At 66.8% G+C, this 17,893-nt stretch carries 20 protein-coding genes; 13 read left to right on the plus strand and 7 right to left on the minus strand.

Annotated elements, in window-relative coordinates:
- Positions 1-27 precede the first annotated feature (27 nt).
- Entirely contained in the window at positions 28-318 is a 291-nt protein-coding gene (locus C0V75_RS15505; RefSeq protein WP_101921877.1) for a DNA-binding transcriptional regulator, read from the plus strand.
- A 35-nt stretch (positions 319-353) separates the two neighbouring features.
- Here C0V75_RS15505 and C0V75_RS15510 read toward each other — a convergent pair whose 3' ends face one another.
- The 5 genes from C0V75_RS15510 to C0V75_RS15530 all read right to left on the minus strand — a co-directional run bounded on the left by C0V75_RS15510 (position 354) and on the right by C0V75_RS15530 (position 4,053).
- Positions 354-1,019 (minus strand): DnaA ATPase domain-containing protein, encoded by a 666-nt coding sequence (locus tag C0V75_RS15510; RefSeq protein WP_101921878.1) that lies wholly within the window; start codon positions 1,017-1,019, stop codon positions 354-356.
- On the minus strand, positions 1,016-2,107 hold the full coding sequence (locus C0V75_RS15515; protein ID WP_101921879.1) for an AI-2E family transporter: 1,092 nt from the start codon (positions 2,105-2,107) through the stop codon (positions 1,016-1,018). Before C0V75_RS15515 ends, C0V75_RS15510 begins: the two co-directional genes overlap by 4 nt.
- Before the next feature lie 121 nt (positions 2,108-2,228).
- Complete coding sequence (locus tag C0V75_RS15520; protein ID WP_101921880.1) at positions 2,229-2,732, minus strand: fasciclin domain-containing protein; 504 nt, start codon at positions 2,730-2,732, stop codon at positions 2,229-2,231.
- 160 nt (positions 2,733-2,892) lie between these two features.
- Complete coding sequence (locus C0V75_RS15525) at positions 2,893-3,546, minus strand: hypothetical protein (RefSeq protein ID WP_101921881.1); 654 nt, start codon at positions 3,544-3,546, stop codon at positions 2,893-2,895.
- 21 nt (positions 3,547-3,567) lie between these two features.
- A complete protein-coding gene (locus C0V75_RS15530; RefSeq protein ID WP_101921882.1) occupies positions 3,568-4,053 on the minus strand; it encodes a type III secretion system chaperone in 486 nt (161 codons plus the stop codon).
- A 217-nt stretch (positions 4,054-4,270) separates the two neighbouring features.
- Between C0V75_RS15530 and proS the strand changes: the two genes are divergently transcribed.
- The 5 genes from proS (at position 4,271) to C0V75_RS15555 (ending at position 9,051) form a co-directional block, all read left to right on the plus strand.
- Complete coding sequence (proS, locus tag C0V75_RS15535; RefSeq protein WP_101921883.1) at positions 4,271-5,608, plus strand: proline--tRNA ligase; 1,338 nt, start codon at positions 4,271-4,273, stop codon at positions 5,606-5,608.
- 199 nt (positions 5,609-5,807) lie between these two features.
- On the plus strand, positions 5,808-6,473 hold the full coding sequence (locus C0V75_RS15540) for a hemolysin III family protein (protein ID WP_101921884.1): 666 nt from the start codon (positions 5,808-5,810) through the stop codon (positions 6,471-6,473).
- A 104-nt stretch (positions 6,474-6,577) separates the two neighbouring features.
- On the plus strand, positions 6,578-7,861 hold the full coding sequence (locus C0V75_RS15545; protein WP_101921885.1) for a lipoprotein-releasing ABC transporter permease subunit: 1,284 nt from the start codon (positions 6,578-6,580) through the stop codon (positions 7,859-7,861).
- A complete protein-coding gene (locus C0V75_RS15550) occupies positions 7,854-8,537 on the plus strand; it encodes an ABC transporter ATP-binding protein (RefSeq protein WP_101921886.1) in 684 nt (227 codons plus the stop codon). Before C0V75_RS15545 ends, C0V75_RS15550 begins: the two co-directional genes overlap by 8 nt.
- 121 nt (positions 8,538-8,658) lie before the next feature.
- Positions 8,659-9,051: a c-type cytochrome gene (locus C0V75_RS15555; protein ID WP_101921887.1), complete on the plus strand. Its 393-nt coding sequence runs from the start codon at positions 8,659-8,661 to the stop codon at positions 9,049-9,051.
- Positions 9,052-9,140: 89 nt separating this feature from the next.
- Here C0V75_RS15555 and C0V75_RS15560 read toward each other — a convergent pair whose 3' ends face one another.
- Complete coding sequence (locus C0V75_RS15560) at positions 9,141-9,839, minus strand: DUF1194 domain-containing protein (RefSeq protein ID WP_101922115.1); 699 nt, start codon at positions 9,837-9,839, stop codon at positions 9,141-9,143.
- 143 nt (positions 9,840-9,982) lie between these two features.
- Here C0V75_RS15560 and C0V75_RS15565 point away from each other — a divergent pair, with 143 nt between their 5' ends.
- From C0V75_RS15565 to C0V75_RS15595, 7 genes are all read left to right on the plus strand, one after another.
- The gene (locus tag C0V75_RS15565) at positions 9,983-12,172 is read left to right on the plus strand and encodes an RNA degradosome polyphosphate kinase (protein ID WP_101921888.1); all 2,190 of its coding nucleotides are present in this window, start codon (positions 9,983-9,985) and stop codon (positions 12,170-12,172) included.
- A 96-nt stretch (positions 12,173-12,268) separates the two neighbouring features.
- Positions 12,269-13,822: a Ppx/GppA family phosphatase gene (locus C0V75_RS15570; RefSeq protein WP_101921889.1), complete on the plus strand. Its 1,554-nt coding sequence runs from the start codon at positions 12,269-12,271 to the stop codon at positions 13,820-13,822.
- Positions 13,823-13,825: 3 nt separating this feature from the next.
- Positions 13,826-14,437, plus strand: coding sequence for a VOC family protein (locus tag C0V75_RS15575; protein WP_101921890.1), 612 nt, complete (start codon positions 13,826-13,828; stop codon positions 14,435-14,437).
- Positions 14,434-14,922 carry a GNAT family N-acetyltransferase gene (locus C0V75_RS15580; RefSeq protein ID WP_101921891.1) on the plus strand — a complete coding sequence of 163 codons (489 nt, stop codon included), beginning with the start codon at positions 14,434-14,436 and terminating at the stop codon, positions 14,920-14,922. Before C0V75_RS15575 ends, C0V75_RS15580 begins: the two co-directional genes overlap by 4 nt.
- Before the next feature lie 31 nt (positions 14,923-14,953).
- The gene (locus C0V75_RS15585; RefSeq protein ID WP_101921892.1) at positions 14,954-15,652 is read left to right on the plus strand and encodes a molecular chaperone DjiA; all 699 of its coding nucleotides are present in this window, start codon (positions 14,954-14,956) and stop codon (positions 15,650-15,652) included.
- Positions 15,653-15,654: 2 nt separating this feature from the next.
- A complete protein-coding gene (locus C0V75_RS15590) occupies positions 15,655-16,728 on the plus strand; it encodes an endonuclease/exonuclease/phosphatase family protein (protein ID WP_101921893.1) in 1,074 nt (357 codons plus the stop codon).
- 20 nt (positions 16,729-16,748) lie between these two features.
- On the plus strand, positions 16,749-17,108 hold the full coding sequence (locus C0V75_RS15595) for an AAA+ family ATPase (protein ID WP_173861090.1): 360 nt from the start codon (positions 16,749-16,751) through the stop codon (positions 17,106-17,108).
- Positions 17,109-17,111: 3 nt separating this feature from the next.
- On the opposite strand, the gene C0V75_RS15600 is transcribed toward C0V75_RS15595, so the two are convergent.
- Positions 17,112-17,870, minus strand: coding sequence for an EcsC family protein (locus tag C0V75_RS15600; protein ID WP_101921895.1), 759 nt, complete (start codon positions 17,868-17,870; stop codon positions 17,112-17,114).
- Positions 17,871-17,893: the final 23 nt, after the last annotated feature.

The raw sequence follows: 17,893 nt of genomic DNA on the forward strand, positions 1-17,893 counted from the left end.
ACTCGCGTAAGTTAAATTGGCAACCCTATGTCCCAAACCTTCGAAAGCATCATGCGCGGCCTGACCGAGGTCGAAGCCTATCTCAAAGGCAACACCTCCGGCGCCATCACCCATCATATCGAAGTCCCCACCCCCGACGTGCGCGCGATCCGCGCCAGCACCGGCCTCAGTCAGGCCGACTTCGCCCGCTCCATCGGGGTCAGCAAGGGGACGCTGGTGAATTGGGAACAGGCCCGCCGCCGCCCCGAAGGCCCGGCGCGCGTCCTGCTGGCGCTGATCGCCAAGGACCCGACCATCGTGCAAAGGATGCTGGCGTAGGGTGCGTGCTCGCACGCACCGCCCCAAACCCGCCCCTACCCCCCCATCACCTCTGCCGCCAGGGCCCGCGTGATCGGCCGCCCTTCGGCCAGCGCCCTTGCGTCCAACGCGGCCACCAGATCGCGGGCGGCGTCGATGGATCGCTCCATCCGCGCCACCATATAGGGGATCACGGCAGGCGGGACGGCGATCTGGCGGTCGGAAAACAGCTTGATCAGCACCGCCGACAGAAGCGCGTCATCCGGCGCCTCGATCCGCGCCAGCCCCGCCGCCTGCAAACGGCTGGCAAGATCGGGCAGCGCAAGGGGCCAGTCGCGCGGTGGGGTCGCGGCCGTCACCAAAAGGTGCCCGGCTTGCGTGACAAGGTTGTGCAGATGGAAGAAGGCCGCCTCCCCCGCGCCATCGCCTGCGACGGCCTCTGCATCCTCCACCGCCACGGCGCCATGGGCCGAGAGCGCCGGAAGGTCTGCCCCGGCCAGCGCCGTGGCGGGCAGCACCGCCGCCCCCGTCTCGGCCGCCCAGAGCTTTGCCAGATGCGTCTTGCCGCTGCCCTTCGGCCCCGTCAGCACCATCTTGCCGCCGGGCCAGTGGCGCCAGTCGTCCAGCGCGGCCAGCGCCGCCGCATTGGCGGGCGAGACGAAGAAATCCTCCCGCCGCCAGGCCGTGCGGGCGGGCAGGTCGAAGGTCAGTTGCCGGATCACTCCGCCGCCTCGTCCCTTGCCTCTGGCGGCTCACGCCCCGCATAGCCGCGATAAAGAAGGCTCGCCTGATATTGCTGGATGCCGAACCGCGTCAGCACCCCGATGGCCGCCGCCACCGGCACCGCGACCAGCATCCCCACAAAGCCGAAGAGCGACCCGAAGGCCGACAGCGCAAAGAGCAGCCAGACCGGGTGCAGGCCGACCGAATTCCCCACCAGCTTGGGCGTCAGGATATTGCCTTCGATGAATTGCCCCGCCGCGAAGATGCCCGCGATGATGGCAATCGACATCCAGTCGCCCCAGAACTGGAACAGCGCAAGGCCGATGGCCAGCGCGCCCCCCACCAGCGACCCGACATAGGGGATGAAGGTGATCGCCCCGGCGATGGCCCCCACCACCAGACCGAATTGCAGCCCCGCGATCATCAGGGCGATGGCGTAGAAACTGCCCAGCAGCAGGCAGACCGAGAGTTGCCCGCGCACAAAGCCCGCCAGCACGGCGTTGATCTCGTTCCCCAGTCGCCGCACCGTCGGCGCATGGTCGCGCGGCAGCAGGCTGTCGATCTTGGCGACCATATGATCCCAGTCCAGCAGCAGGTAGAAGGCCACCACCGGCACCACGACGATGAAAACGATGGCCGAGACAAGGCCCATGGCGGAAGAGAGCAGCGTCTCGGCCAATTGCCCGCCCTTGGCCTGGATCGTCGTCGCGATCTGCGCCAGCGTCTGACGGATGGTCGAGGTGCTGTCCGACAGTTCCGGGAAGCGTTCCACGAGGAAAGCTTGCAGCCGCTGCGAAATCTCGGGCGCGGCGTTGATGAGGCCGGTCAATTGCTGGATCAGCGTCGGGATGATCGCCAGCACCAGAAGCACCGCCAGCAAAAGCGCGACGAGCGAGATCGTCACCGTCGCCCCCACCCGCGACAGGCCCAGCCGTTCCAGCCGGTCGGCGACGGGGTCGAGGAAATAGGCGATGGCGCCGCCCACGAGGAAGGGCAGCATCACATTGCCCAGCGCCCAGAGCAGGAAGAGGAAGACCGCCATCGCGATCCCCCAGTAGAAAAGCTGTTGCCTGACAGGCAGGGCCATACGCGCCTCCGGGTTGCGGATGCATGATATCATGCCTTGCGGCCAAAGGTGCAAGGGCGGGCGCATGTCCCTGCGCCCGCCCTTGCCTTGTCGTGCCGATAATGCGGCCCGCCCTGCCCGATCAGTGGCAGGCGGGGCGGGTGCCGGGCAGCAGGACCTTGTCGATCACATGGATCACGCCATTGTCGGCCTTGATGTCGGCGATGATGACATTGGCCACCTCGCCCGTGCCATCGGCGATGGTCACGCCACCCGACCCTGCCGTGATGCAGAGCCGCTGCGAGGTCAGGAGCGGCTTGAAATAGTTTGACCCTGCCGGGATGGCGGCGGCGGGCAAGTTCCGGTCATCGACGTGATAGAGCAGGACATCGGTCAACTGGCCCTTGTTTTCCGGCTTCAGCAGGGTCTCCACCGTGCCTTCGGGCAGGGCGGCGAAGGCCTCGTTCACCGGGGCATAGACGGTGAAGGGGCCGGGTCCGGCCAGCGTCTCGGCCAGACCGGCCGCCGTGACGGCGGCGACGAGCGTGGTAAAGCGCTCATCCCCCGCCGCGATATCGACGATGCTTTGGGCCGAAGCGGTGGTGGCGGAAAGGGCCAGTGCGGCCAGTGCAAGCTTGAATTTCATGATACGTCCCCGTGGATGCGACAGGGCGGAACTGCCATGTCGCAAGGGGCTACGCGCCGCCCCCCTCGGCCCGATCACCGCATTTCAACGCTCTGGCAAAGGCGTTATCCGGCGTGATCGCCGGGCGCGGATTGTTTCAACCCCGCCGCGGAGACGCGGATCACAGACCCATTTCCTTCAGCAAGGACAGCGCCGCCTCGCGCGTATCCTCGCGGTCGGCCAGCCGCAGCCATTGCCGGGACATCTCGATCATCTCTTCCCGCGCCGCCTCGCCTTTCCTGGAATGCAGCGGCAGAAGCTGGTTCTTGAGGCTGCCAAGGTCCTGGTGACCGATGTTCTCATCCGTCCGGTCGGCGGTCTGTTCGAACCGCATCTGGTCATCATGGATGACGGCATGTTCATATCGTTGAAAGTCCTTCACCATTTCCGACAGGGCCTTGCTGTCTTGCGGCGTTTCGGGCGGGCGGTTTCCCTCTCGCATCGAAAGGAAGGTCCCGATCATCCGTTGTGCCGTCCGGATCGACAGCGGTTTGCCGCTGTTCTCCCCCGTGCAGAATTCCTTGAGCGACTTTCCCGCCCCGCTATTGCCCGAAATGCCGAACTCCTTGATCAGGGCTTTTGCGAAATCCTCGCGCGCCTGACGGTTGGCCGTCTGGGTTTCCGGGTCGAAATGCGCCTTGATCTTCGCTAGGCCCGCGAAAAGGGCGCTTTTCTTCAGGCCCCTCTGGTCATCCGACTGGACCGTGCCGAAAGAGGCGCTTTTCATCAGGCTGACAAGGCTTTTGTTGGTCAGGCTCGAAAGGTCACGTCCCATGATGGCGCTCCGGGTCTATGGTCAAAGGCGGAAGAGAAGGTCGGTGCCCGGCGGGTCGGGCGCGGCCTCCGGCGCGGTAGGGGCCGCGCTGCCGGACAGCAGATGCGGAAGGCGCGCCGCGCAGTCGCGGGCCGCCATGGCCCCTGCTTCCAGCCGCGCGCGCAGGTGAGGCAGGGTGAGTTGCGCGCGGTCTATCCTGTCGGTCCAGACCCAGCAGCCGAATTCAAGGTCGAGCGTGACGAAGCCGCGCCCCGACTGGAAGGTCGAAAGATTGGCCTCGTGCAGCAGGAAGAGGGCGTTCTGCGGCAAGGGCTGCGGCAGGGACAGGGCCGACTTCAGCACGATGCCGCCCGCCTCGCCCGCATCGAAGACGGCGATCTCGGTTCCGTCGAAGGACAGCTCGAACAGCCCCGCGTCGCCAAAGCCCAGATCGTCCAGCCCGATCTCGGCCCCCAGTTCGGCAATCATGTCGTCAAGCCATTTCGGGCGGTGCTGTGCCTCGGTCATCTCGGCCCCCTTCTGCAAGGCTGTTCCGGCAGCCTAGCCGTTGAACCCGAGGGCGGGCGTGCCGTTCGGCACAGCGGGCGCGCCGATAGGGCGGCGGCATCCGCCCCGTCCCCCGCCCGATGGCGCAGCCAGGAAAGGCCAGCCCCGGCGGCAGGGGCGTTGCCTCACCCCCGGCTTCCCGCTAGGAACGGGGCCGAACCGTTCTCACGAGGCCATCATGCGCTTGACCCGCTACTTCCTGCCCGTCCTGAAGGAAAACCCCGCCGAGGCGCAGATCGTGTCGCATCGCTACATGCTCCGCGCGGGCATGATCAAGCAGCAGGCGGCGGGCATCTATTCCTGGCTGCCGCTGGGCTATCGGGTGCTGAAGCGGATCGAGGAGATCGTCCATCAGGAACAGATCCGCGCCGGTCATATCCCGCTTCTGATGCCGACGCTGCAACCGGCGGACCTGTGGCGCGAATCCGGGCGCTATGACGATTACGGGCAGGAAATGCTGCGCATCACCGACCGGCAGAAGCGCGAGATGCTCTATGGCCCGACGAATGAGGAGATGATCACCGACATCTTCCGCGCCCATGTGAACAGCTACAAGGACCTGCCGCTGACGCTTTACCACATCCAGTGGAAGTTCCGCGACGAGATGCGCCCGCGTTTCGGCGTGATGCGGGGGCGCGAATTCCTGATGAAGGACGGCTACAATTTCGACATCGACCGCGATGCCGCGATCCACGCCTATAACCGCCACATGGTCAGCTATCTGCGGACCTATGAGCGCATGGGCCTGACCGCCATTCCGATGCGCGCGGCCTCCGGCCCCATCGGCGGGGACAACACGCATGAATTCCTCGTGCTGGCGCAGACGGGGGAATCCGAGGTCTTCTATGACGACCGGGTGACCGGCCTGAAACTTGGCGCGCGCGACATCGACTATGACGACCGCGCGCAGGTGGCGAAGGTCTGCGAGGAGTTCACCACCCTCTATGCCCGCACGGATGAAACGCATGACGAGGCCGTGTTCAACGCCGTGCCCGAAGCGCATCGCAAGGTGGGTCGCGGGATCGAGGTGGGGCAGATCTTCTATTTCGGCACCAAATATTCCGAAGCGATGGGCGCGACCGTCGTCACCCCCGATGGCAGCCGCGTGCCGGTGGAGATGGGGTCGCACGGTATCGGCGTGAGCCGCCTTTTGGGCGCGATCATCGAGGCCAGCCATGACGACAAGGGCATCATCTGGCCGGAAGGCGTGACGCCCTTCCCGGTGGGGATCGTCAACCTGAAACAGGGCGACGGCGCTGCGGATGCGGCCTGCGAGGGGATCTACAAGGCGCTGGCGGCCAAGGGGCTTGAGGCGCTTTATGACGACCGCGACGAACGTGCCGGGGCGAAATTCGCCACGATGGACCTGATCGGCCTGCCCTGGCGGATCACGGTCGGGCCGCGCGGCCTTGCCAATGGCGTGGTGGAACTGACCTCGCGCCGCACGGGCGAAAGCGAAGAGATGTCGCCCGAGGCGGCGGTAGACCGCATCGCCCAGATCTACGCCGGGCGCTGATCCCGCCTTCGGGCGGGGGAAAAATTTTCATACGAAAATTTTTCGGGGGGCCTGCCCCCCACGGCCCCTGCGGGGCCGTTCCCCCCGGAGTATTTCAGGCCAAGATGAAGGGCATGACGTAGCGTCAGGGGACGGGCTGTCGCGTTGACTTCACAAGGGCCGGGCGCATCCTGTCGCCGCCTGCAACGGAGCGCCGCGCATGTCCCTTCCTGCCAATCATCCCCGTCTGACAAAGCGGCCCTTCACCACGGGCGAGCTTCTGGCCGATGGCATCGTGCATGCCGTGGCGCTGCTGGCGGGCGTGATCGCCTTTGCCGTGCTGCTTGGCCATGTTCTGACGCTGGGAGAGATCGGCATCTTCGCGGCGCTGGCTGTCTATGCGGCGGGCTATTTCGCGATGTTCGGCTTTTCGCTGGCCTATAACATGGTGCCGAATTCGGCGCTGAAATGGGTGCTGCGGCGGTTCGACCATTCCGCCATCTATGTGATGATCGCGGGCACCTATACCGCTGTGGTGGTGCATTTCGAGGACGGGCTTTTCGCGGCGGTTCTGGCCGGGGTGGTCTGGGCGGGGGCCGTGCTGGGGGTCGTGGTCAAGGTCGCGCTGCCGGGGCGGTTCGACCGGCTGTCGGTGCTGGCCTATATCGCGCTGGGTGTGGTGGGCGTCGCCGCCATCGGCCCGGCACGGGAGGCGCTGCCGCTTGCCTCGCTCTGGCTTCTGGTGCTGGGCGGGATCACCTATGTCGCCGGGGTGGGGTTTTACCGCTGGCACGGGCTGAAGTTCCACAATGCCATCTGGCATCTTTTCGTGGCCGTGGCGGCCGGGCTGCATTTCGCCGCTGTCGCGCTGGCCGTGGCGGGGTGAAGCCGCCCGCCGCCGCCCTTTCACGGGCGCGTGGCTTGACCTTCGCAAGGCTTGCCGACACTGTCCGCCCGCACAGCCCCGCGGGGCGTTTTCTCAGGCAGGACATGGCGACGACAGCCCCCTTCTCGCGCTTCGAATGGATGATTGCCTGGCGCTATCTGCGCGCCCGCCGCGCCGAGGGCGGGGTCAGCGTGATGACCTGGATCAGCCTGGCGGGCATCACGCTGGCCGTCTTTGCGCTGATCGCCACGCTGTCGGTGCGCGCCGGGTTCCGGGCGGAATTTGTGGACACGATCCTGGGTGCCAATGCCCATGTGACCGTCTATTCGGCGGGCCGCGTGACCGAAAATGGCCAACTGATCCGGGGGTTTGACGACTATGACGCGCTGGCCGCCCGGCTGGCCGAGGTGCCGGGCGTCACCCGCGCCGCGCCGCTGATCAAGGGGCAGGTCATGGTGACGGCGGGCGAAGGCACCACGGGGGCCGAGGTCTTCGGCATCCGCCCCGCCGATCTGGAGGCGATCCCCCGCGTCGGCATCGGCGCCAATGCCGAGGGCGACATCGCCCGCTTTGCCGAAGGCATCGCCATCGGGTCGGGCATTGCGCGCGAATTGGGCGTCGGTCTGGGCGACCGCGTCCGCGTCATCGCGCCCTCGGGCGTCAAGACGGCCTTCGGCACCAGCCCGCGCGTCAATGCCTATGAGGTGGTCTATATCTTCACCGCCGGGCGCTATGACATTGATCGCACACGGCTTTACATGCCGTTTGACGAGGCGCAGGCCTATTTCAACAAGGAAGGCCGCGCCGACGAGATCGAGGTGATGGTGGCAGAGCCCGAACGGGTGGATGACCTGTCGGGCGCGCTGCTGGCCGCCTCTGGCCCCGACGGGATGCTCTGGACATGGCGCGACTCTGCCGGGGCCTTCCTGCGGGCGCTGGATGTGGAGGACAACATCATGTTCGTGATCCTGTCCATCCTGGTGCTGATCGCCTCGATGAACATCATCTCGGGCCTGATCATGCTGGTGAAGAACAAGGGCCGCGACATCGGCATCCTGCGCACCATGGGCCTGACGGAGGGCGCGGTGCTGCGGGTCTTCTTCCTCTGCGGCGCGTCCACGGGCCTTGTCGGCACGGCACTAGGGGTGGTGTTGGGTTGCCTCTTCGCAATCTATATCGACCCGATCTTTTCCTTCGTGAACTACATGGCGGGGGGCGGGGTCTGGGATCCGTCGATCCGGGGCATCTATGCGTTGCCTGCAAAACTGCAGTTGGGCGATGTGCTGTCGGCGGTGGGGCTTTCGCTGTTCCTGTCCTTTGTCGTCACGCTGTTTCCGGCCCGCCGCGCGGCGCGGATGAACCCGGTGGAGGCGCTGCGCTATGAATGACGCCGCGCTGGTTCTGGACGGGATCGAAAAGGGCTATAACCGGGGAAAACCCAGCGAAGTCATCGTCTTGCGGGGCGCCACGCTGACCGTTGCGCGGGGCGAGGTGGTGGCGCTGGTGGCCCCTTCCGGCGCGGGGAAGTCCACGCTTCTGCATATTGCGGGGCTTCTGGACACGGCGGATGCGGGCCGCGTGTTGCATGGCGGGCGCGAGATGGGCGGCCTCTCGGACCGCGCACGAACCGAGGCGCGGCGGGCCGAAGTGGGCTTCATCTACCAGTTCCACCACCTGCTACCCGAGTTTTCTGCCTTGGAAAACATCGTGTTACCGCAACTTGCCAATGGCGTCGCGCAGCGTGTGGCAGAGGCCCATGCGCTGGATCTGCTGGGGCGGGTGGGGGTTGCGGGGCGGGCGGGGCATCGGCCTGCGGCGCTGTCGGGGGGGGAGCAGCAGCGGGTGGCCTTCTGCCGGGCGCTGGCCAACCGGCCCAAGCTTCTGCTGGCGGATGAACCGACGGGGAACCTTGATCCCGCAACCTCGGATCAGGTCTTTGCCGCGCTGATGGATCTGGTGCGCGAGACCGGGCTTTCGGCGCTGATCGCGACCCATAACCTTGACCTTGCGGCGCGGATGGATCGCATCGTCCGGCTGGATCAGGGGCGCGTGACGGGCGGCTGATGGCCGTCCCCAGGGCGCGGCGAAGGCACAGGCGTTGATCGGCGGGCGGGGTTGTGATTGACTGCACCCAATCACAAAAACGGAGGCGACAGTGCAACGTGTATTCCTATATCCCATTGGCATGATTGCGCTTTTCGGCCTTGCGGCCTGCGTCCTTCCGGGGGCGGAGCGGGCCGAACAGACCACGGGCGCGGCGGATTACGCAGCCTTCTGCGCGGGCTGCCATGGAGCCGGAGGCAAGGGCGATGGCGAGATGGCGGCGGGCCTGTCGCAGAAGCCTGCGGACCTGACGGCGCTGGCAAAGGGCAATGGCGGCACCTTCCCCACAACGCGGGTGATGGCGCAGATCTGGGGCTATACGGGCGGGCAGGATGGCGGGCGGGTGATGCCGCAATTCGCGGCGTTGCTGGATGGGGAACTGGTGCCCTATGACGGCGGCGACGGTATCATGACACCGACGCCAATCCGCCTTGTGGAACTGGCCGAGCATCTGAAGACCCTGCAAAAGCCGTAACGCAAAGCGTGCCGCAAACTGTGCCGCAAACTGTGGCCACGCAGCGCGCGCTGCCACAGGCCCTTGGTTAACGCGCTGTAAACCCTGTTTCAGGGCGCGGAGGTCGGCACGGTTTCGGGCAGCATCCCCGCGATTTCGAGGATCAGCTTCCGCCGCACCGCCTCGGTGAAGCGCGCGCCGGTATCGGCGGCCACCAGAAAGGCGCCGGGGCCGCCGATGATGCGTTCCTCGTAGATCTGCACCAGCGGGCTTTCCCAGCCATCTGCCGGATCGCGGATCAGGGGCAGCGCATTGATCGTGATGCCCGCCGCCAGCACCTCGTCCCGCGCCTCCTCGATCGAGGGGCCGGACCAGTTGTTCGCGCTGTCGCCGGAAAAGTCGATCACCCGGCGCAGACCGGTGATCTCATTCGCCTCGATCAGCCGCTTGCCCTCCAGAAGCGCCGCGCCGATGGCGTTGCGCCCCGAGGCCAGCCGGGGCGGGCCAAGCAGCGCGGCGGCGAAGGCCTCGGCATCCTCGGGCGTGGCGATGATCGCCCAATCGGCCACCACGGCCTGATTGGCGGCCCATTCCACATAGGTCACCGCGATGGACCCGGTCAGGGTGGAGGAAATGGCATAAAGCACATCGGGATGGGTGATCGCCGCCGCATAGCCTTGCCGTTGCAGGTCGATCTCGGCCTGGTCGATGGAGCCGGAGGCATCGGCCAGCAGCACCAGTTCCAGATCCACCTCCTGCGCATGGAGGGGCGTGGACAGGAGGGCAAGGAGCAAGGGCCATATCCGCATCACGGGATGGTAGGACAGAAGCGGCGACAGGAAAGATCACGAAATGGTGCGGCCCCCGCCCGCCCGCGCGGCGCTGGACAGTTCCGCGCGCCGGTGATCATCTGTCATCACAGCGTTGCTTTTCCCCCTTACCCCCGCGTGTCATGACCCAGTCCGATTTCCTCAAGGCCCCCTTCCCCGCCCCCATCCCCCTTCCCGAAGCGGAGCGCATGGGGCCGCAGCGGTTCTTCAACCGCGAACTTTCCTGGCTCGCCTTCAACTGGCGGGTGCTGGACGAAGCCTCGAACCCCGCCGTTCCCCTGCTGGAACGGCTGCGGTTCCTGTCGATCTCGGCCACCAATCTGGACGAATTCTATACTGTCCGGGTGGCCGGCCTGCGGGCGCTGGTCCGCAACGGCAATGCCGCCCATTCCGAGGATGGCCGCAGCCCGGCGGAACAGCTTGCCCTGATCCATGACGATGCGCGCAAGCTGATGCAGACGCAGCAGACGGTGTTCAACAAGCTGAAGAAAGAGATGGAAACGCAGGGCATTTCCATCCTGACGCGGTCCAAGCTGACGGCGCGCGACCTGAAGCATCTGGAAGAGCATTTCCTGAACAAGGTGTTCCCGGTCCTGTCGCCCCTGGCCATCGACCCGGCGCATCCCTTCCCCTTCATCCCCAATACCGGCTTTTCGCTGGCGCTGGAGCTGGAGCGGGAAAGCGATCACCGCAGCCTTCAGGCCCTGCTGCCCATCCCGCAGCAGATTTCGCGCTTCGTGGCCCTGCCCGGCAAGCCGGGCGAACATCGCTTCCTGCCGCTGGAGGAATTGCTTCTCCTGCATCTGAACATGCTGTTTCCGGGCTATACCGACCGGGGCCATTGCATCTTCCGCGTGCTGCGCGACAGCGATCTGGAGGTCGAGGACGAGGCCGAAGACCTTGTCCGCGAATTCGAGACGGCGCTGAAGCGGCGGCGGCGGGGTGAGGTGATCCGGCTGAAGCTGTCGGCCGGCGCGCCGCCCGAATTGCGCGCGCTGATCATGGATGAACTGGCCGTCACCGAGGATATGGTGGTGGAAATCCGCGGCCTTCTGGGCATCGCGGACCTGAAGGAGCTGGTGCTGTCCTCGCGGGCCGATCTTCTGTGGCCGACCTTCACCTCGCGCATCCCGGAACGGGTGCAGGATCATGATGGCGACCTTTTCGCCGCGATCAGGCAGAAGGACATCCTGCTGCACCACCCTTATGAGTCCTTCGACCTTGTCATCCGCTTCCTCGAACAGGCGGCGCGCGATCCCAACGTGCTGGCGATCAAGCAGACGCTTTACCGAACCTCATGGGACAGCCCGATCGTTTCGGCGCTCTGCGAGGCGGCAGAGGCGGGGAAATCCGTCACCGCGCTGGTGGAACTCAAGGCGCGGTTCGACGAGGCCGCCAATATCCGCCAGTCGCGCCGTCTGGAACGGGCGGGGGCGCATGTCGTCTATGGCTTCATCCATTACAAGACCCATGCCAAGATCAGCACTGTCGTCCGGCGCGAGGGCGAGAACCTTGTGACCTATACCCATTACGGGACCGGGAACTATCACCCGATCACGGCGCGCATCTATACCGACCTCAGCTTCTTCACCTGCGATGCGGCGCTGGGGCGGGACGCGACCAAGGTCTTCAACTATCTGTCGGGCTATGTGCAGCCCGAGGGGCTTGAAAACCTTGCCATTTCGCCGATCAGCCTGAAGCCGCGGCTGCTGTCGCTGATCGCGGCAGAGGCGGATCATGCGCGGGCCGGGCGGCCTGCGGAAATCTGGGCCAAGATGAACAGCCTGATCGACCCCGAGGTGATCGACGCGCTTTATGCGGCGTCGCAGGCCGGGGTGAAGATCAGCCTTGTCGTGCGCGGCATCTGCGGGGTGCGTCCGGGGGTGAAGGACCTGTCGGAGAATATCCGCGTGAAATCCATCGTCGGGCGGTTTCTGGAACATTCGCGCATCGTCTGTTTCGGGTCGGGCCATGGCCTGCCGTCGCAGAAGGCGCGGGTCTTCCTGTCTTCGGCCGACTGGATGGGGCGCAACCTGAACCGCCGGGTGGAAACGCTGGTCGAGGTGATGAACCCCACCGTGAAGGCCCAGATCGAAGGGCAGATCATGGCGGCCAATCTGGCGGACGAGGCGCAAAGCTGGGTCCTGCGGCCCGATGGCAGCTATCACCGCGAACTCGCCCCCGCCGATGGCGTGCTGTTCAATTGCCACCGCTTCTTCATGGAGAACCCCTCGCTTTCGGGCCGGGGGACGGCGGGGGCCAAGGATGTGCAGCGGCTGGCACAGTTGCGCGACGATCCGGGGGGGATGTGACGCGGGGGCAGCCGCCCCGTATTCACGATCCCGAATCCTTGACCACGCCCCCCGTTCCGCGCCACCTTGCGGCCCGGAAGACGAAGGACCGCGCCCATGACCGATACCGCCACAGCCCCCGAGACAGGCAGTGACGAGGATTGGGGGCCCTTCGGCCGCCCCCTGTTCGATGACCCGTCGGTGCGGGCGCTGTCGCGCGTCGGCGTGGTGGATGTGGGGTCGAATTCCGTCCGGATGGTGGTCTTTGACGGGGCGGCGCGCAGCCCGGCCTATTTCTTCAACGAAAAGATCATGTGCGGCCTTGGCAAGGGGCTGCACGAAACGGGCCGCCTGAATCCGCAGGGCCGGGTCCGGGCGCTGGCCGCGCTGAAGCGCTTTGCCTATCTGGCCGAAGGCATGGGGATCGGCCCCCTGACCGTGGTCGCCACCGCCGCCACGCGCGAGGCCGAGGATGGGCCGGAGTTTCAGGCCGAGGTGCTGCGCGAGACGGGGCTGAAGCTCTGGGTCATCGACGGCGATGAAGAGGCGCGGCTCTCGGCACAGGGCGTGCTTCTGGGCTGGCCCGAGGCGAAGGGCGTGGTCTGCGACATCGGCGGCAATTCGATGGAACTGGCGCGGATCGGCGATGGCAAGGTGGGGCGGCGCATCTCTACCCCCCTCGGCCCGTTCCGGCTGCAACAGGTGAAGGGCGATGCCTCCAAGCGGCGCAAGCTGATCGACCGGGTGATCACCACCGCGCAGGCGCAGATCCGGTCCACCGGCGAACGCATCTATCTGGTGGGCGGGTCATGGCGCGTCATCGCGCGGCTGGACATGGAACGGCGGAACTATCCGCTGACCGTGCTGCACGAATACCGGATGACGCCCGACAGCCTGATCGACACGCTGGACTGGATCGCCGCCAGCGACAGCGCCATCCTGCGCGCCAAGACCGGCACCTCGTCCGAGCGGATGGAACTTGTGCCGCTGGCCTGCGAGGTGCTGCGCGAGCTGATCCGCATCCTGAAACCGTCCGAGATCGACGTGTCGGCCTATGGCATCCGCGAAGGGCTCTTGTACGAACAGATGCCCCCCCGCCTGCGTGCCCGCGACCCGCTGATCGAGGCGGCGCGGATGGCCGAACTCACCTCGGCCCGCATCCCCGGCTTTGGCAAGAAGCTCTATGATTTCCTGCTGCCTCTGTTCAAGGAGGCCGACAAGGAACGGCTCCGGCTCATCAAGGCCGCCTGCCTGCTGCATGACACGACCTGGCGCGCCCATCCCGATTACCGGGCCGAGGTCTGTTTCGACAATGCCACCCGTGCGAACCTTGGCGGGCTTGACCATCCGGGGCGCGTCTTCCTTGGCCTGTCGCTGCTGCACCGCTACAAGAATTCCCGCTCCGGGTCGCGGCTGGAACCGCTGTTCCGCCTGCTGACCGACCAGCAGATCCAGGAGGCCGAGGTGCTGGGCAAGGCGATGCGCTTTGGGGCCATGTTCTCCATCGCCGATCCGGCCGAGGCGGGTTCCCTGCGCTGGCAGCCCAAGAAGAAGGTGCTGGAACTGGCGCTGACAGAGCGGGGCCATGCGCTGTTCGGCGAGGTGGCGCAGGCGCGGTTCACCGCGCTCGCCCTGTCGATGAAGGCCACGACCCGCGTCATCTCGGCCTGATCCATGCTGCGGCTGGATCATCTGGCGATCTCCTGCCGCGCGCTGGACGAGGGCGTGGCGGCGGTGGAGGCGGCACTGGGCCTGCCGCTTGCCCCCGGCGGGCAACATCCGCATATGGCGACGCATAACCGGCTGCTCTCGCTCGGCCCCGATCTCTATCTCGAAGTGATCGCCGCCGATCCCGGCCAGCCCCGCCCGGCCTGGCCACGCTGGTTCGATCTGGACCGCTTCGACGGCCCGCCGCGCCTGACCAACTGGATCTGCGCCTGCGACGATCTTGACGCCGAACTGGCCCATGCGCCGCCGGGCAGCGGGACCCCGGTTGCGCTGCAACGGGGCGATTTCCGCTGGCGGATGGCGGTGCCGGAGACCGGCATCCTGCCCTTTGACAACCATTTCCCCGCGCTGATCCAGTGGGAGGGGGCCGCCCATCCCGCGCCGCGCCTGCCCGATCACGGCGCAAGGCTCGCGCGGCTGGAGATCACCCATCCCGACGCCGCCGCCTTGCGGTCGGCCCTGTCGCGGCTGGACGATCCGCGTATCCTTCTGCGGCAGGGGCCTGCGTCCCTGCGCGCCACCATCGCCACGCCGCAGGGGGAGCGGGTGCTGACATGATCCGCGACGCAACCGCCAGGGATGCGGCAGGCATCGCCGCGATCTGGAACCCGGTGATCCGCGACACGTCCATCACCTTCAACAGCGCCGAGAAGACCGAGGCCGATATTGCCGGCCTGATCGCCGACAGGCAGGCCGCGGGTCATGCCTTCCTTTTGGCCGAAGAGGCGGGGCGGATTGCGGGCTTTGCCAGCTATGCGCAGTTCCGCGCCGGCACCGGCTATGGCCGCACGATGGAACACACGATTCTCCTGGACCCTGTCGCCCAGGGCCGGGGGCTGGGCCGGGCGCTGATGCGCGCGCTGGAAGACCATGCCCGCGCGGCAGGAATGACCGCGCTGATCGGCGGCGTTTCTGCCGAAAACAGCGCCGGACGGGCCTTTCATGCCCGCATGGGCTTTGCCGAGGTGGCGATCCTGCAACGGGTGGGGTTCAAATTCGGGCGGACGATGGATTTGGTCCTGATGCAGAAGTTCCTCGCCTGACTTCTGTCGCGAACCGCACTATCATATCCGAATGTCGATCTGGACCCGCATCGCCGAAGCGCTGTCAGCCCTCGCGCAAGGCGAGCCGTTGTCGGTTGTCTTCGACAAGTTGCAGGGCCATGTCGATCACCAGCCCGAACTTTCGGTCGGCTTCACCATCGCGGTCATCGCGCTGGGGGCCAAGATCGCCAAGGCCGACGGGCAGGTGACGAAGGACGAGGTCACCGCCTTCCGCCGCGTCTTCACGCTGGACGAGGCGGAGGCAGCCAATGCCGCCCGCGTCTATAACCTCGCCCGGCAGGATGTGGCGGGCTTCGATGCCTATGCCCGCAAGATCGCCCGCATGTTCGGCCCCGAACACCGGGACGTGCTGGAAGACCTGATGGAAGGGCTGTTCCTGATCGCGCTGGCCGACGGGTCCTATCACCCGCGCGAGGATGAGTTTCTGCGCGACGTGGCCGATATCTTCGGCCTGTCGGATGCCTGTTTCCGCGCCCTGCGCGCCAGTTTCGTGGAAGGCGCGCCGCGCGACCCCTATGAGGTGCTGGGCATCCCCCCCGGCAGCTCGCTGGAAGAGGCGCGCGAGGCCTGGAAGCGCGCGGTGAAGGAAAGCCATCCCGACCGGATGCTGGCACGCGGCGTGCCGGAAGAGGCAATCAAGCTGGCCGAACGCCGCCTGATCGCGCTGAACGCCGCCTGGGAAGAGATTTCCGCCCGGCGGGCCGCCTGACCATGGCGGTGGGCGCGGCCCGGCCCTGGCTGCGGCTGGCCACCTATAATGTCGAATGGTTCAACGCGCTGTTCGATGACCGGGGGCATCTTCTGGCGGATGGAGCGCCTTCCGCGCGCTATGGCGTGACGCGGGCCGCGCAGGTCGACGCCCTGACGGCGGTGTTCCGGGCGCTGGATGCGGATGGGATATTGGTGATCGAGGCACCCGATACCGGCAGCAGACGCTCCACCACCCGCGCGCTGGACCATTTCGCGGCGCAGGCGGGGCTCCGGGCACGCAAGGCGATCATCGGCTATCCTTCGGAGACCGAGCAGGAAATCGCCTTCCTCTACGATCCTGACCGCCTGACGGTCCGCCACGATCCGCAGGGCGACCCCGCGCCGCGGCAGGGCGGGCATGACGCGCCGCGCTTCGACACTGCCTTCCGCTATGACCTTGATGCCGACGGCATCAGCGAGGTGATCCGCTTTTCCAAGCCGCCGCTTGAACTGGCCGTGACCTGCGACGGGATGGCGCTGCGGCTGATCGGGGTGCATGCCAAGTCAAAGGCCAATCACGGCGCCCGCGACGGGGCCGAGGCGACGCGCCTTGCCATCGACAACCGCAGAAAGCAACTGGCGCAATGCCTCTGGCTGCGGCAGCGGGTGGCGGGGCATCTGGCGGCGGGCGATGCGCTGATCGTGCTGGGCGATCTGAATGACGGCCCCGGTCTGGACGAATATGAACGCCTTTTCGGCCGGTCGGGGGTGGAGGTGGTCCTGGGCAGCGACGCCCCGCCCGAGGCGCGGCTTTACGATCCCCATGCCGTGATGGCGATCACCCAGCGGGTGGGGGTGGCCCCCTCTTCCGCGCGCTTCTTCATCGCGCCGCAGGGGCGGTGGTTCGATGCGCTGCTCGATTTCATCATGGTCTCGCCCGATCTCCGCGCCGCCGGCCCGCGCTGGCGCATCTGGCACCCGCAGGATGACGCGGCGCTTGCCGCCGATCCGGTGTTGAGCGCCGCCCTTCTGGCCGCCTCCGACCATTTCCCCGTCACGCTGGATTTCGCCGCCCCTCTTGTGCCTGCCCCCTGAACCCCCATCTTGGGGCCATGATGACCCGCAGCACGCTTCTCGCCCCCGCCCTTCTGTCGCTGGCCCTGCTGGCCCCCCTGCCCCTTGCCGCGCAGGAGGCCGCCCCTGCCGAACCCGAGGAGGGGCCAAGCCTGATGGAACGGGGGCTTTCCCTGTTCTTCGAAGGCTTCCGCCAGGAGATGGAACCTGCGCTGGAAGGCATGGGTCAGGCGCTGGGCGAAATGCAGCCCGCGATCGACGAATTGATGGGCATGATCGACAGCATGACCAATTACCAGATGCCGGAAATGCTGGAAAACGGCGACATCATCATCCGCCGCAAGCCCGATGCGCCGCCCGTGGCCCCGCCAGAGGCCGAGGCGCCGGGGGTCGATCTCTGACGCTTACGCCTTGGCGATCTTCGGCGGGGTGACGGCCTCGGCAAAGGCGGTGAGGATCGGCTCTGCCCCGTGCTGTTCGGCAAGGCGCAGCAGGGCGAAGCGGATCTCCGCCATTTCGCGGTAATAGCGCAGGAAGGCCGCGTTCAGCGCCGCCCCCGCCACCGCGCCAAGGACGGGCACGGCCTGCGTGGCGAGCTTCTGCCCCATCGCCGTGGCAAGGCGCGGCGCGACCGCGCCGATCACCTGCGCCAGCGCCGGACCCGTCACCGTCAGCCGGGCCGACAGGAACGAGGTATTCACCCCGTCATCCATCGCCAAGGGGCTGCCCGCCGAAAAGACGCGCAGACATTCCGCCCGGATCGCGGGATCGTCGGGGTCATAGCCCGCCTCGCGCGCGGCGCGGCGGATCGCGTGCAGGATCACCGTGATCGTGACGGGCAGTTCGGCAACCGAGGTGGCAATCCCCCCCGCCCCGCCGATGGCCCCCGTCACCATGGCCGCCGCCAGCGGCCCCTGCCGCCCGAGATCGGGCGCCAGATCACCCTTCGCCGCCAGCCCATGCGCCGCCAGCAGCGCGCGTTCCGTCACCGCACCGATCTGCGCCTTCACGCCGTCGGGGATGGCGGCCATCTTCTCCTCCAGCCCGCCGCCGATGCGGTTCACCAGCGTCATGACAGGACCATTCGCCCGGCGATAGCGGCGGGCCAGCGCCTTGATCTCGGCGCTGCGGTCGGGGGCGGCGATGGCGGGCAGGGTTTCCATGTCCCGAATGTGGGCACATCGCG

It is taken from the genome of Tabrizicola sp. TH137 (assembly GCF_002855575.1).
Classification (GTDB): domain Bacteria; phylum Pseudomonadota; class Alphaproteobacteria; order Rhodobacterales; family Rhodobacteraceae; genus Paragemmobacter.

Excerpts from the sequence above, each read along its gene's own strand:
- C0V75_RS15505 (WP_101921877.1), top strand. The coding sequence starts at position 28 with ATGTCCCAAACCTTCGAAAGCATCATGCGCGGCCTGACCGAGGTCGAA.
- C0V75_RS15515 (WP_101921879.1), bottom strand. The coding sequence starts at position 2,107 with ATGGCCCTGCCTGTCAGGCAACAGCTTTTCTACTGGGGGATCGCGATG.
- C0V75_RS15520 (WP_101921880.1), bottom strand. The coding sequence starts at position 2,732 with ATGAAATTCAAGCTTGCACTGGCCGCACTGGCCCTTTCCGCCACCACC.
- C0V75_RS15525 (WP_101921881.1), bottom strand. The coding sequence starts at position 3,546 with ATGGGACGTGACCTTTCGAGCCTGACCAACAAAAGCCTTGTCAGCCTG.
- C0V75_RS15530 (WP_101921882.1), bottom strand. The coding sequence starts at position 4,053 with ATGACCGAGGCACAGCACCGCCCGAAATGGCTTGACGACATGATTGCC.
- proS (WP_101921883.1), top strand. The coding sequence starts at position 4,271 with ATGCGCTTGACCCGCTACTTCCTGCCCGTCCTGAAGGAAAACCCCGCC.
- C0V75_RS15540 (WP_101921884.1), top strand. The coding sequence starts at position 5,808 with ATGTCCCTTCCTGCCAATCATCCCCGTCTGACAAAGCGGCCCTTCACC.
- C0V75_RS15545 (WP_101921885.1), top strand. The coding sequence starts at position 6,578 with ATGGCGACGACAGCCCCCTTCTCGCGCTTCGAATGGATGATTGCCTGG.
- C0V75_RS15550 (WP_101921886.1), top strand. The coding sequence starts at position 7,854 with ATGAATGACGCCGCGCTGGTTCTGGACGGGATCGAAAAGGGCTATAAC.
- C0V75_RS15555 (WP_101921887.1), top strand. The coding sequence starts at position 8,659 with ATGATTGCGCTTTTCGGCCTTGCGGCCTGCGTCCTTCCGGGGGCGGAG.
- C0V75_RS15560 (WP_101922115.1), bottom strand. The coding sequence starts at position 9,839 with ATGCGGATATGGCCCTTGCTCCTTGCCCTCCTGTCCACGCCCCTCCAT.
- C0V75_RS15565 (WP_101921888.1), top strand. The coding sequence starts at position 9,983 with ATGACCCAGTCCGATTTCCTCAAGGCCCCCTTCCCCGCCCCCATCCCC.
- C0V75_RS15570 (WP_101921889.1), top strand. The coding sequence starts at position 12,269 with ATGACCGATACCGCCACAGCCCCCGAGACAGGCAGTGACGAGGATTGG.
- C0V75_RS15575 (WP_101921890.1), top strand. The coding sequence starts at position 13,826 with ATGCTGCGGCTGGATCATCTGGCGATCTCCTGCCGCGCGCTGGACGAG.
- C0V75_RS15580 (WP_101921891.1), top strand. The coding sequence starts at position 14,434 with ATGATCCGCGACGCAACCGCCAGGGATGCGGCAGGCATCGCCGCGATC.
- C0V75_RS15585 (WP_101921892.1), top strand. The coding sequence starts at position 14,954 with ATGTCGATCTGGACCCGCATCGCCGAAGCGCTGTCAGCCCTCGCGCAA.
- C0V75_RS15590 (WP_101921893.1), top strand. The coding sequence starts at position 15,655 with ATGGCGGTGGGCGCGGCCCGGCCCTGGCTGCGGCTGGCCACCTATAAT.
- C0V75_RS15595 (WP_173861090.1), top strand. The coding sequence starts at position 16,749 with ATGACCCGCAGCACGCTTCTCGCCCCCGCCCTTCTGTCGCTGGCCCTG.
- C0V75_RS15600 (WP_101921895.1), bottom strand. The coding sequence starts at position 17,870 with ATGGAAACCCTGCCCGCCATCGCCGCCCCCGACCGCAGCGCCGAGATC.